At 58.7% G+C, this 12,390-nt stretch carries 11 protein-coding genes; 2 read left to right on the forward strand and 9 right to left on the reverse strand.

The features are described from left to right. Positions 1-13: 13 nt before the first annotated feature. The 3 genes from BN1135_RS03215 to BN1135_RS03225 form a co-directional block, all read right to left on the reverse strand. Positions 14-976 (reverse strand): ion channel, encoded by a 963-nt coding sequence (locus BN1135_RS03215; RefSeq protein WP_042018822.1) that lies wholly within the window; start codon positions 974-976, stop codon positions 14-16. Between the two features lie 66 nt (positions 977-1,042). Continuing rightward, a complete protein-coding gene (locus tag BN1135_RS03220; RefSeq protein ID WP_042018823.1) occupies positions 1,043-2,689 on the reverse strand; it encodes a tetratricopeptide repeat protein in 1,647 nt (548 codons plus the stop codon). A 175-nt stretch (positions 2,690-2,864) separates the two neighbouring features. After that, on the reverse strand, positions 2,865-3,905 hold the full coding sequence (locus tag BN1135_RS03225) for an FAD:protein FMN transferase (protein WP_042018825.1): 1,041 nt from the start codon (positions 3,903-3,905) through the stop codon (positions 2,865-2,867). A gap of 335 nt (positions 3,906-4,240) precedes the next feature. On the opposite strand from BN1135_RS03225, the gene azu reads away from it, so the two are divergent. Continuing rightward, complete coding sequence (azu, locus tag BN1135_RS03230) at positions 4,241-4,681, forward strand: azurin (RefSeq protein WP_042018827.1); 441 nt, start codon at positions 4,241-4,243, stop codon at positions 4,679-4,681. A gap of 120 nt (positions 4,682-4,801) precedes the next feature. Here the strand turns inward: azu and BN1135_RS03235 are convergent, their stop codons facing one another. From BN1135_RS03235 to alr, 6 genes are all read right to left on the reverse strand, one after another. Next, positions 4,802-5,359: a HutD family protein gene (locus BN1135_RS03235; RefSeq protein WP_042019263.1), complete on the reverse strand. Its 558-nt coding sequence runs from the start codon at positions 5,357-5,359 to the stop codon at positions 4,802-4,804. A gap of 84 nt (positions 5,360-5,443) precedes the next feature. Then, positions 5,444-6,103 (reverse strand): YceH family protein, encoded by a 660-nt coding sequence (locus BN1135_RS03240; RefSeq protein ID WP_042018829.1) that lies wholly within the window; start codon positions 6,101-6,103, stop codon positions 5,444-5,446. Positions 6,104-6,241: 138 nt separating this feature from the next. Then, a complete protein-coding gene (locus BN1135_RS03245; protein WP_042018831.1) occupies positions 6,242-8,380 on the reverse strand; it encodes a GGDEF domain-containing protein in 2,139 nt (712 codons plus the stop codon). Then, entirely contained in the window at positions 8,377-9,564 is a 1,188-nt protein-coding gene (locus BN1135_RS03250) for a sugar ABC transporter substrate-binding protein (RefSeq protein ID WP_042018833.1), read from the reverse strand. Before BN1135_RS03250 ends, BN1135_RS03245 begins: the two co-directional genes overlap by 4 nt. A gap of 162 nt (positions 9,565-9,726) precedes the next feature. Next, entirely contained in the window at positions 9,727-9,942 is a 216-nt protein-coding gene (locus BN1135_RS03255) for an HP1242/YdcH family protein (RefSeq protein ID WP_042018834.1), read from the reverse strand. A 561-nt stretch (positions 9,943-10,503) separates the two neighbouring features. Next, on the reverse strand, positions 10,504-11,730 hold the full coding sequence (gene alr, locus BN1135_RS03260) for an alanine racemase (protein ID WP_042018836.1): 1,227 nt from the start codon (positions 11,728-11,730) through the stop codon (positions 10,504-10,506). A gap of 173 nt (positions 11,731-11,903) precedes the next feature. On the opposite strand from alr, the gene BN1135_RS03265 reads away from it, so the two are divergent. Further along, positions 11,904-12,353 carry a methyltransferase family protein gene (locus BN1135_RS03265; protein ID WP_042018837.1) on the forward strand — a complete coding sequence of 150 codons (450 nt, stop codon included), beginning with the start codon at positions 11,904-11,906 and terminating at the stop codon, positions 12,351-12,353. Positions 12,354-12,390 lie beyond the last annotated feature (37 nt).

Genomic DNA, 12,390 nt, shown 5'->3' on the forward strand with positions numbered 1-12,390 from the left:
TGTATCGGCAATGCTAGCGGGTCATCTTCTTGACAAACACCACCACAAACAGTGCCAGTGTAAAGCTGCCGGTAAAGGCCTCGAAGGCGGCGAAAATCCTGGAGAGGCCGACCGGAGTGAAGTCGCCATAGCCCAGGGTGGTGAAGGTGACCACGCTGTAGTAGAGGCATTCGAGCAGGAAAATAGCATTTTGCTCGAAGGGCGCATTGGGTTGATAGATGAGGTACTCGCCCTGAAAGTTCAGGCCAAAAAAGAAGTAAAAAATGCTGCAGATAAAGATAAGCAGCAGAGAGAACAGCACCACCCGCATCGGGGCCTCGCCATAGCCGCAGAACAGGTCAACGATCCAGGAGGTGAAGCGCTGGGCCGACCAGAACGGCAGTTGCAGCCGGCGCATGGTGAGCTCCTGCTGGATATAGTTGCCGGACATGGTGAAGATCCCCTGCGCCTCGGAGGCTTTACGCAGATCCCGGTAGGTCTCTTCCGCCTCCTTGAACCAGACACGCGCCTGTTTGGGGTCCCGCTCACGTCGCCCCTTGCGGTCCTGCATCACCCGTTTGCCGGTTTGCATGTTGTCGAGTCGGGTGTTGTGCCAGCGGATGCCGAGCAGGTTGACGTCATCGAGGGCGGCGCACTGCAGGTTGGCATCGCTCAGATCTGCTTTCATCAGGCTGCCCCCTTTCATGCGCAGGCCGTAGAGGTGACCACCCTTCAGGTCGGCGCGATAGAGGTTGCACTGCTCTAGCAGGAAGCCCTGATCGGCATCCTTGCTCACCAGATTGAGGCCAGCCAGATTGGCCCGTGACAACTGCAGGCCATGGCAGAGACCGCCCGCGCGAACGTACTGTTCTAGCGCCTCGGCGGTGTGAGCTTCCTGATGGGGTCTGTGGGGATCATGCCAGTGGCAGAGATCGTGCTCACCGGCTTCTTCACTGCAGTGGCGGCCATCGGCCACCAGATAACGACACATCGCCATCTTCGTTTCCCTCGTATTGCCGAACTGGTTTCAGCATAGGCGGGGAAAAGAGGGTGTGGTGGCGACTTAGCTGAGCTGGGTAAACTCCTGCCGCAGCTTGCGAAAACGCTCCTGCTGGGCCGGGTTGAGGGGGATGCCGTCGAGCACGTCCAGGGTCTCTTTGCACTCGGCGCCAAACTCCGGGCTCTTGCGGTTTTTCTGCATCAGTTGCAGCAACACCTGGATCTTGTTGAGGGCCGCGCCGGTATTGGCTGGGGCGCGGCGCAGGGCTTCGCGGAAATGGCCGAGCGCCTGTTCCAGCTCACCGGCCTGATAGGCCTTGATCCCCAGCTCGTTGAGCTGTTGATAGCGCTGGCGCCGTTCCAGTACCGTCTTGTCATCCCGGGTCGCCTGAATGCAGGTAGTGAGCAACCGATCTTCATCCTCCGCCAGCAGGCTCTGCAGGCTTTCGGCATATTCGAACTCGCCGAGTTGATAGAGGGCGAGGATGGTTTCGCCGAGCAGGGCAGGGGGCATGGTGGCCGGTTCATCGAGCCAGTTCTGGTTGGCGCGATAGAGCATCTTCTTGCCCTTGAGCAGCTCTCCCAGCGCAATTTGTACCCGCGCCTGACAGATCTGTTCGAACACCGGGTAGTTGAACTCCGACATCATCAGCGAATCGCGGATCCGCGACAGGGCCGAGTTGACCTGTTTTTGCAGGTTGGCAATGTGATAGCTGTCGTTGCTGTTGAGGGCATAGAGGGTCAGGGTCTGGATATAGGCCCCCAGATAGTGGGGGGTGCGGTGGATGGAGTTGCGCGACAAATCGATCAGCGAAAGCAGTACATCTTTAGCCTGGGCGTAGTCGTGGCGCTGCAGGCACACTTCCGCCAGACGGCGGGAAAGTTGTACCGACTGGGGGGAGATATCCACTGCCCGCCTGAGCTCCTGCTGCGCCTGCTCGTCATTGCCAAGGGCCAGCAGAGATTCCGCCAGCCAGCGGTGAGCTTCCACCATCAGCGGGGTATTTTTGAGGGTTGCCTGCAGGTGGCTGGCCGCCTCTTCATGGAGCCCCAGAGTGTTGCACGCCTTGCCCAGTGTCAGGCGGGCCCAGCTGTTCTCCTGCCCGGCCAGCAACTGGCGCATCAAAGAGCGCGCCTCCTGCGCCTGATCCAGCTTGAGGTGGGTATCGGCCTGCACGCAGCGGCAGTAGTTTGCAAAACGGGGCACTGCATCGGCCCGCTCGGCGCAGGCGGCGATCAGGGCAGGCAGATTGTTCTCGGCCAGTGCAGTAAACACCGTGGCCAGGGCGTTGTGCCGGGCGAGGGCGCGTTTGAGGCGAAACGAGAACTGCTCCTGGGAGAAGGGCTTCATCAGGTATTCGTCGGGTTCGGCCTCCAGCGCGCTCAGCACCATGGCGCGAGAGCTGTCGCCGCTCACCATGATCACCACGCTTTGGGGCGGGATCAGGCTCTTGTCGCGCAGGCTCTCCAGCAGCTGGCGGCCATTTTCGCCTATCCCCAGATCGTAATCGATGAGATAGATGTCGAAACTGCCCTTCTGGCAGCGGCGTCGCGCATCCTCGGCAGTATTGGAGTAGGTGATGTTGCTGATACCCAGATTGATCAGCATCGCCTTCATCATCACCTGAAACGAGCGCTGCTCATTGACCATCAGAATGCGTTGGGGCTTGGCTGGGCTCTTTTTTTCTGGCTCTTGTTCAGGTGTCTGCATCTGTCTGGGTCGAGGCGCTGCGGGCGGATGGGAGAAAGTGTGCCACCAAAGCGCCCGCAGAGGCAATTGGCCAAGTAGCTGATTGCATACGACACCTCATGTTCCGGCGCATCCAAAGAGAAGGCCCCGCTGACGGAGCCCTCTGTTCACGGGCTTTTTTCTGTCCGCATCTCTATCAGTTTTTCGCCAAATAGGGGGCGAATTGGGGCGTGTACTCGGCTTTGAATCCCTGTTCGGTCTTGATGATGAGATAGACCGCCAGTTTGTGCTGTTTGGCAAATGCCATCCCCGCTTCGGGGCCCATCACCATCAGCGCGGTATCGAGGGCGTCGGCCTCCAGCGCGGTCGGGGTGATGACGCTCGCCGAGACCAGCTTGTGGGTGACCGGCTGGCCGGTGGCGGGGTCGATGATATGGGAGTAGCGCTGGCCATCCATCTCGTAGTAGTTGCGATAGCTGCCCGCGGTGCTGAGCGCCATGCCGTTGGGGATGACGATATCGGAAAACGCCCCAGGCTGATCGGAGGGTTCGACGATGGCTACTTTCCACGGCGAGCCCTTGCTGTTGTTGCCCTTGCTGCGCACCGCACCGGCCACTTCGATCAGGTAGTTGTGTACCCCCTTGTGCTCGAGCAGGGCGGCAATCTCGTCGGAGGCAGCCCCTTCACCTAGGGTAGAGAGGTCGAGATAGAGATCCGGGATCGTTTTTTCGAGCAGGAAGTGATCCCCCTGCGGGGTCAGGGTCAGCTTGTCGATGCCCACCTTGTGGCGGGCGGCAGCGATGGCTGCTTCATCAGGCCGCTTGACCGGGCGTTTGTCGGGGCCAAAGCCCCACAGATTGACCAGTGGCCCCACGGTCACATCCAGCTTGCCGTCGGTCAGCTTACCGGCATCAATGCCCTGCTGGACGATGATGGCCATGGCGGGTGGGATGGCAAACGGGGTATTGGCGGGCCCCTGATTGAAACGGGAGATGAGCGAGCCCGGATCGTAGGTGGAGATCTCCTTGTTCATCCGGGCCAGCAGGCTCTCTACGTCGCTTTTGAGGGAGGGCTCCCCGCCGGGGTAGCTATCGCTCAGGGTCACCACATAGTAGGTGCCCATGGTTTTGCCCTGAATACGGGTCTGGGCAGGCGGGGTGGGCTGGCAGCCGGCCAGCGCCAACAGCAGGATCAGCAGCAGGCCACGCAGGGCCGCCACGGGGGGCATCGCAATCATCCGGCACTCTCATCTGGAGAAGGTTCATATCGGGTTGCCAGCTTAGCCAAGGGGCGCCCGCCGGGCGAGCCCTGATGGGGGCAATCGGCGGGAAAAGGGCAGAAAAAATTAAACAGTTTTGAACCTGTGGCCGCCGCGGGTCGTATGGTCCACCCGGAGGGGGGAGATCGACAAGTGCGGCACCGTCTGGTGACCTGGCCCGCAGCTTTGGCCAAAAGCCATCGCCGATTGAAGACAATTGAGTAAAATGAAGGTCGATTTAGACGGCATCTTTACGACGTGCGAACCGCATCCGCCAAGTCGTTGCCATCCATTGCCAATCAAAGGAGAAGATGATGAAAAAGGCGATTACCCTGCTGTTTCTGAGTACCCTGGCTGCCCCCGTGCTGGCGGATGAGTGTGCACTGGTCATCGAAGGCAATGATGCCATGCAGTACAACCTCAAAGAGATGAGCGTGCCGGCTACCTGTAAAGAGGTGACGGTCACCCTGAACCACACTGGCAAGTTGCCGGCTGCTGCCATGGGCCACAACTGGGTGCTGGCTAGCACCGCCGACTATCAGACCGTGGCGACCGCGGGGATGAGTGCGGGTGCCGAAAATGGCTATCTGCCCAAGGATGATCCCCGGGTGTTGGCCCACACCAAGCTGATTGGCGGCGGCGAGAGCAGCAGCGTTACCTTCAAGACCGACGGTCTGGCGGGCAAGGATCTCACCTTCTTCTGCTCCTTCCCCGGCCACTTCGCCATGATGAAGGGCTCCTTCAAGGTCAACTAAGGCGGTTACCGGCATCGAGCCGGTAGCCTTAATAGCAAAAGCCGGGATTGCCCGGCTTTTTCGTCTCTGTCGCTTGTGTGTGGCGTGGCATGGTATGACTGCACACCGACGACTTTCGCGCTATTTGGCCTGCAGGGTAAAGAAGGCTATGGCAGTCTTCTTCTGGCATTCGAAGTGAATGCTCTCCTCCCCTGTCACCACCAGCGTCTCGTTGATGGCCACCTCTTTGCCCTGCATGGTCAGCTGGCCGCTCAGCAGGTGGCAGAGGTAGGTTTTCTCTGCCTCCAGCGTGAGGGTCAGCGGGAAGGGGAGGTTCAGCACCCGCACGTTGGCACTGATGCGATCCGGATGGTAAATAAGCCCGAGATCGGTCACCTCTTTTTTCAGCAACTCGCAGTGGGTCTCCTCATCGCCGCTAAAGTGCGCCGCCTCGAAGGTGGCGTAGGGGTGGCCGTTGAGCACAAAGCCTGCCCCGCTCACCGGCAGCAAAATGCGCTGATAACCGGGAAAGGGGGAGAAGGGGCCCGCACTCTTTATGGGGGCTGAGCTTAACCGGTAGTCAAAGTCGAGCTTAGCAAGGCTGCTCCCCTTGGGGGAGATGAGGATCTGGCTGGTGGTACCTTGCTGGTTTTTCCAGGGCATCTTCTGGTGGTCAGACTCTTTAATCAGGGTGATCACGGGCACTTCCTCACGATGAAAAACGCAGGGAGCCGGGGACATCAGCCCCGGCTCCCTGATAGAGATTGGCGATGGTAAACGCGATCAGCCCTGACCATCCAGTGCCGCCAGCCGCGCTTCCATGGCGGCGAGGCGGCTCTTGAGCTCGCTCACCTCCTGCTCCAGCTCGCTCAGTCGATCGGCGGCAGGGGAGGCATAGGCCGCCGCGGGGGCCGCATCCATCATCGCCTGAATATCCACTTCGCCGCTAAACAGGTGGGCGTAGCGGGATTCCCGCTTGCCCGGCTCGCGCGGTAGCTTGACCACGAAGGGGCCCTGTTCAATGAGCTGGGCAAGTGTGGCATCCACCTCGGTGACATCATCGAAGCTGCAGAGGCGGTTGGTGCGCGAACGCAGTTCACCCGGGGTCTGCGGGCCGCGCAGCAGCAGCTCGCAGACGATGCCGAGTTCCTGGGCACTGAATTTCAGCTCGCCAAATTCGGTGTTGCAGAATCTGTGCTGGTAGCGGGGCACCCGGGCGTTGAAACCGGCGGTGTTGACCACCAGTCGCTTGCGGATCAGCTCGTCTATGACGGCGCGGATATCGAGTTCGGAGAGCTCCAGCACCGGCTCGCGGTTGCTCTTCTGGTTGCAGGCGTTCACCAGTGCATTGAGGGAGAGGGGATATTGATCCGGGGTGCAGATCTCTTTTTCAATCAGGCAGCCGATGACACGGGCCTCCAGCGGGCCAAGTACTAACTCCATTTCCTACTCCCTATCACATCGCGATTTCAAGAGCCCCTATCTTAGCCATGGCCCGCGCTACGTCTAGCGTTGCGCGCCATTTTTGCTAGCTAATCAGGGCGTTGGCGAAAGGCTCGCCAACCACAGTGCCGGTGCTCGTCACGGCTGGCCGTGGTAGAAGCGTGCTTTATCGGCATACATGGCTTCGTCTGCCACCCTGCTGAGTTCGGTCAACGGGGTCTGGTCGCTGCTGCTCCAGCCGATGGCAAAGCGCAGCGGAAAGCTGTGCTCACCATGCTGTACGGTGGTGCTCTGCTGGCTCGCCTCCAGTCGGGCTGCCAACTGCTGACAGGCGAGATGATCTGCCTCCGCCAGCAACACGAACTCATCGCCGCCGATCCGGAAGATCTGCTCATCTTGACGGCAGAGGGTACGCAGCTGTTGAGCCATATGATTCAACAGGGCATCGCCGGCTTCGTGACCATATTGATCATTGGTACGCTTGAGGCCGTTGAGATCGAGCATAAAGAGGGCGAGATGGCGCTCGGGATGGCGTGCCAGCACCGCCTGATAGTGCTGAAATGTCTCTTCGAATGCTTGCCGGTTGGGCAGCCCGGTGAGGTTGTCGGTGCGAGCGACCCGCGCCAGTTCATCGGTGAAGAGGCGTCCCTCTATGCCCACCGCCAGCTGTTTGACAAATAGTCGCAGGATAGCTCTGTCTTCGGTTTCCAGTCCCTCTGCACTGACCATCAGATAGCCGAATCTGACACCGCTCTGACTGCCTGGCAGGGTCATGATCTTCCAACGCTCCTGCTGCCACAAACATTCGGAATATTTGGCATCCTCATCCATCAGCTGGGCCAGTTTTTCCTGAAATATTCCGCGCATGGCGATATCAACCCCCTGGGTCAGGGCGTAGCACTCTTGCCCGTCTTGGCGGATCACCAGTCCCCAGCTGTGCCCGGGATAGAGCTCGGAGATCTGCAGCAGGGCTGAGCTGGCCAGCTCGGCGATATCCAAATCCAGCTGCTGGTGCAGGCCAAACTGCAGCCAGGATTGCAGGATATGGCGGCTACGCGCTTCCCGGCTCAGGGCCAAGCGCAGCGCTGTGGTCTGCGCGGCGACCTCTTGCTCCAGCTCGTCGTTGAATCCGACCAGTCGCTGGTTGAAGGTCTCCTTCTCGCTATTGGCGAGCTGCAGCTGTTGGTTCTGCTGATAGAGTGCTCGCACCTGAGCCGAGATGGTGTAGGCCATCTCCTGCAGCAGTTGGCGCACCTCGTCATACTCGACAAAGCGCAGCGGCGCCTGCCGTTGCTGATAGTTGCCCTTGCCATAACTACGTACCAGCTCAGCCAGCGAGCGCAGTGGTCTGGTCAACCAGCGAGTGAGCCAGACACAGCTGATGACCACCAGTAACAACATGACGACGATGCTGCCGGTCAGCAGTTGTTGGGATTTGTTGAGTTCGCTGACCCTGTCGGCGTTATAGCTGTAAAGGGTGATGGTGGGGGTGAGATCCTTCTCCAGCTGGGGCCAGCTGATGACCAGGGGCTGCGCCATCTGGCTCGGTGCCCGGTCATCCACCGCCTTGTCACCATGGTGGATGCCTTGGTAGAGACGAGACGCTCCCTGCGAAATCACCAGATACTCGCTTCCTTTGAGATAGGGCTCCAGCAGGTGGGCCATCTGTCGCCAGGGGAGGATAGCCATCACGAAGCCAGAGGGTGTCTGCATTACGCCAGCGCGCTGGTGGTTGCGATAGATGGGGGCCACCAGCGCCAGCCCACCGCTGTGCTCCTGCTCCATGTTGCCGACCAGCACGGGATCATCGACGGGCAGCAGCAGATGCTTGCCCTGTTTGGCCTCGCGGGTCTTGCTCCAGGCCATCAGCTGCGGCATCAGGTTGCTCGCTTCGAGGTGAGATGCCTGACCATGGATGTACTCCACCACCTGTCCCTGGTCATTGATCAGATAGGCCGAGGTCAGCAGGCTGTTGGACTTGATGAAGGTGGCCAAAGCCAGCCGGGCATGGCTGGAGAAGAGGAAGTTGTCGAGGGCCTGATGGAGCACCCGATCCTGGCTGAGCTGGTTGATCTGGGTGCCGGTCAGCTCGCTGCGAAAGCGCGCCTCGCGGGTCATGCTGGTGAGGGCTCGCTCCAGTTGTGACTGTTCGCTCTGGGCGATGATCTGGTGCTGGCGGATCAGCAGTACCGTGCTGGCCAGCAGGGCGGGTAGCAACGCAACGGTAAACAGGATGATGATGAGGGCTGGGCCCAGACGAAAGGTGCGGCGATTCATGGTGACGTGACCTGCCGATATTGTTGATCTGCCAGTTGTTGCATATAGCGGGCAGTTTCGGGGGCGCTGAGCCCCTCCTTGAAACGCTCGAATCCCTTGTCCATCGCCTGCCAGGCAATAGACATGGCGCTGTCAGAGGGCATGGGAATGGTGACAGTGAACTGTTCCAGTAGCACTTTTGCCAGCGGGGTTGGGTGGCGGCTAATGGTGGTAAAGGCCTGCTGATTGACCGGTAGCAATGCCCCCTGTTGATAGATGAACTGCTGGATATCCTGGCGTTGGATAAAGGTCAGCAGTGCCTGGATGGCATCCCGTCGATCCTTCTCTTCCATCGAGCTGCGGGAGGCCGTTATTACATAAGCACCACTCATGGAGTGCATGGGACGGGTTTGCCAGTCGGGCAGCAGGGCAACTCCCAGCTGATCCCCCATGTTTTTCACCAGGTCATTGAAGGCCCAGTCCCCGTTGATGAGGTAGGCGCTCTTACCTTCATTAAAACGGGTGAGGGCGGTGTCATAGTCGCAGTCGGGGTCGATCCATTGCTCGCTGGCAACCGTGCGGTAGGCCTCCAGCGCTTGCACCATGGCTGGGGTATCGAGGGTGATGCGCCCCTTGCTAACCGGTGTACCACCAAAGGTGTGTAAAAATGCGGCGAAATAGTACATGTCGTTATATGGCCAACTGACGGGGTAGACCCCTTTGGCCTTGAGGGCCGGTGTGATGGCGGCCAGCTGCTGCCACCGGGTCACTGGGGCCGATACCAGCGCCTTGTTGTAAAACAGCATCAGATGGTTGCCCTGCATCATGGGCATGCCCCAGCGCCGGGCATCGAGAGTGACATAGTGCAGAGCATTGTTCATCAGTTCGGATGAGAACCACTCTTCAGGGATGGGCGATAGCCGCATCTGCTGATAGAGGCCGATAAAATCGGAAGGGACCAGCATCAGGTCGGGCAGCCCTTTGGCCTGGGCCGCCAGCAGAATATCTGCCTTGATCTTGTCGGGCTCGAACTGGAGTGCCCGGACCTGGTGGCCGCTCTCCTGATTGAAGCGGGCTATCACCTGATCAATGACATAACCGGCCTGCTGGGAATGCCATAACTCCAGCTGCTGGGCTCGCAGAGAGTGGCAGCAAGAGAGCAGGCAAAGTAGCAACAGATGATAAAATGGCCGTTTTTTACGCATGTTATCATCGCCCTTATTGATTGCATCCCAAGGCAAAAATGTAACAAACAACGGACGCTGTCGATAGCGCTGTGGGTCAACTAATTGACAGGAATAACAAAAAGCCCGGCTCTTGAGCCGGGCTGGGGGATAAATTGCTTATCCGGGTAATCTTCGAGGCATCTAGTGTGGATGTTGTTTGAGGATGTCGTATATCTCCTCTTTCAGTTTAAGTTTCTGTTTTTTCAGATCCTTCACCTCAGAGCTAAAGTCGCTGGCGTGGTGCTTTTCCAGTTTCTTAATCTCCTCATCCAGGTCGTTATGCAAGTCAAACTTTTTCTGGAAATGGACATCACTGCTCTTCAGTCTAGAGATGAGATCTCTGTACTCCGGGAACATGTAATGGAACCTCCTTGGTTACGCTTGTCTGTGCCTGTAACACCAAGCTACCCCTTAGTGACCGGGATAAATGTGATCACGATCGGATTTAGGGGTAATCATTTGAAGTATTTGGGGGGATTTTTTTAACCTGTTGAATCAAAACAAGATAAGCGATTTATCAATCTGAAAGGCGAGCCAAACTGTGCGACAAGTCACCACAGGGGATGCTCCGGCGTGAGGGCGCATGATCAATAAAAGGGCCCGTCGGCTGTCTCTTGATCACACCTATGGATGCCCAAGAGAGTGCGCCAGCAGGGCGTGACTCGGCTCTGGTTGGTAAGTATGCTCGGTGGCGAACGGAACCTTCCTTCTGGTGTGTCTGGGGTCGTTGAAGTTGGCGTGGTCAAACTGGGCCTGAGGCCATTAAGCAGGTTGAGTGAGGGGCATGTTAGAACCTTGATGGGGCGCTGACAGGTTTAGATCACGGAAGGGAACACAGTTCAAAAAAATCCCCAAGCGATGCTCGGGGATTTTTGTATAAGAGACAGGCCCGCGGGAGCCCTTGCTCATATCGCGTTATCAGCGTTTGATCTTCTTGGGGTTGGTGTAGCCCCAGATGGTGTACATGTCCGCCAGCAGGGCGCCGTTGTACTCCTCCAGATCCGCCTGTTTCACCTCGGCCTCACCCTGACGGCCAAACAGCACCACCTCGTCGCCGGGTTTCACCCCTTTGAGATCGGTCACATCCACCATGATGGTGTTCATGGAGGTCTTGCCGACCACCGGCATCTTCTGACCCTGGATCAGTACATAGGCCTTGTTGCTCAGGGCTCGGCGGTAGCCATCGGAGTAACCCAGCGGCAGGTTGGCGAGCCAGGAGTCACGCTTGAGCGTAAAGGTGCGGTCATAGCCGACGGTGTTGCCCGCCGCATAGTGGTTGACCGAGGCAACCTGGGTCTTGAACGCCATCACCCGCTTGTATTCGGTGTAGGAGGGGATGGAGTCGCCGTAGAGCAGGCCGCCCGGGCGCACCATGTCGAAGTAGGCGTCCGGCACGGCCAGGGTGGCGAAGGAGTTGGCGGCGTGGATGGTGATCTTGCTGCGATCCAGCTTGCCCGCTTCCAGCAACCACTGGGAGTCCAGTTTGAACTGGGCCAGCCCCATCTTGACGTCCTCTTTCTCCTCCACCGGGAAGTGGGTCATGATACCGACCGGGGTGATCCCCTTGAGCTTGAGCATGGCCAGCGCATCCTGTTTGGCATCGGCCAGACGCAGGTCGATGCCGTTACGGCTCATACCGGCGGAGTTGAGGGCGACATGCACCGGAATGGTGGTGTGGTGGCGCAGGGCTATGTCGGCGATGCCCTGGGCACTCACCAGACTGCCGATCAACTCTTCCATCTTGTATGGCAGGGCCTGCTCCACCTCATCCGGCGTGGCGGCACGCACCCGCATCAGACGACCGGTAAAGCCCTTCTCGCGGGCGACGCGCGCCTCTTCGTTGCTGGCGATGCCGATGCAGGGGATATTGGCTTTGACCACGGAGGGGACCAGCAGGTCGATGCCATGACCATAGGCGTCGGCTTTCATGATGGCGCAGATCTGCGGGCCCTTGTCGCCGAGGCGATCCTTGAGGGTCTGGATATTGTGTTCAAAGGCACCCAGATCCACTTCCAACCAGGCGTTGCTGGCGGTCTGCTCCTGACCGTTGCGATGATCCGTCGCAAGGGGCAGGTAGGGAGCCGCAATGGCTTGGCCCGCGAGCAGGCCGAAGATCAGGGTAGCCAATAGCGTTTTCTTATGCATGGTGATTCCTTTTTGTTGTTCGCGTTGGATAGTGTGGATGAGAGCGTCAATATTGGCTGTGGTTTCACCACAACCTGTTGTTATTATTATGATCTTTGTTACTTTAAACAGGCGCTGACCGATTGCGAGTCTACCGCAACAAGGCATCAGCCGACACTCGTCAGGGGAAGAAAATGGTCAATCTTGAGTTACGTTTGCCACCACCACTGATCTTCCTGCTCTGTGCAGGAACCATGTGGTGTCTAAGGGGAGAGGGGCAACCCGGAGTATGGGTCATGGTACTGATGGCCACGCTTTTTGTGGCTGGAGCCATCATGGGCTTTGGTGCCCTGCAACGGTTTCGCCACCACCAGACCACGGTCAGCCCCACCAAGCCTCAGCACACCAGCCATCTGGTGACCTGCGGTGTCTATCGCCTCAGCCGTAATCCCATGTATCTGGGGCTACTCTGCTGGTTGTTGGCCTGGGGTTGTTATCTCGGTGGAGTATGGGTCTGGTTGGGGCCGATCATGCTGGTGGTTTGGTTGACTCGTTTTCAGATCATGCCGGAGGAGCGGTTGCTGCGCGCCCGCTTTGGCGACGAGTATGCTCGCTACTGCCTGCGTGTTCGCCGCTGGTGTTGATCGGTAGTTGAGCTGCAGTTGATCGGTAGTTGAGCGG

The organism is Aeromonas sobria (genome assembly GCF_000820145.1).
In the GTDB taxonomy this organism is placed as follows: domain Bacteria; phylum Pseudomonadota; class Gammaproteobacteria; order Enterobacterales; family Aeromonadaceae; genus Aeromonas; species Aeromonas sobria.

What these genes read in the sequence shown, in the direction of transcription:
- BN1135_RS03225 (WP_042018825.1), bottom strand. Translation starts at nt 3,905, where the DNA reads ATGATTGCGATGCCCCCCGTGGCGGCCCTGCGTGGCCTGCTGCTGATC.
- BN1135_RS03250 (WP_042018833.1), bottom strand. Translation starts at nt 9,564, where the DNA reads ATGCGTAAAAAACGGCCATTTTATCATCTGTTGCTACTTTGCCTGCTC.
- BN1135_RS03265 (WP_042018837.1), top strand. Translation starts at nt 11,904, where the DNA reads ATGGTCAATCTTGAGTTACGTTTGCCACCACCACTGATCTTCCTGCTC.
- azu (WP_042018827.1), top strand. Translation starts at nt 4,241, where the DNA reads ATGAAAAAGGCGATTACCCTGCTGTTTCTGAGTACCCTGGCTGCCCCC.
- alr (WP_042018836.1), bottom strand. Translation starts at nt 11,730, where the DNA reads ATGCATAAGAAAACGCTATTGGCTACCCTGATCTTCGGCCTGCTCGCG.
- BN1135_RS03220 (WP_042018823.1), bottom strand. Translation starts at nt 2,689, where the DNA reads ATGCAGACACCTGAACAAGAGCCAGAAAAAAAGAGCCCAGCCAAGCCC.
- BN1135_RS03245 (WP_042018831.1), bottom strand. Translation starts at nt 8,380, where the DNA reads ATGAATCGCCGCACCTTTCGTCTGGGCCCAGCCCTCATCATCATCCTG.
- BN1135_RS03240 (WP_042018829.1), bottom strand. Translation starts at nt 6,103, where the DNA reads ATGGAGTTAGTACTTGGCCCGCTGGAGGCCCGTGTCATCGGCTGCCTG.
- BN1135_RS03215 (WP_042018822.1), bottom strand. Translation starts at nt 976, where the DNA reads ATGGCGATGTGTCGTTATCTGGTGGCCGATGGCCGCCACTGCAGTGAA.
- BN1135_RS03255 (WP_042018834.1), bottom strand. Translation starts at nt 9,942, where the DNA reads ATGTTCCCGGAGTACAGAGATCTCATCTCTAGACTGAAGAGCAGTGAT.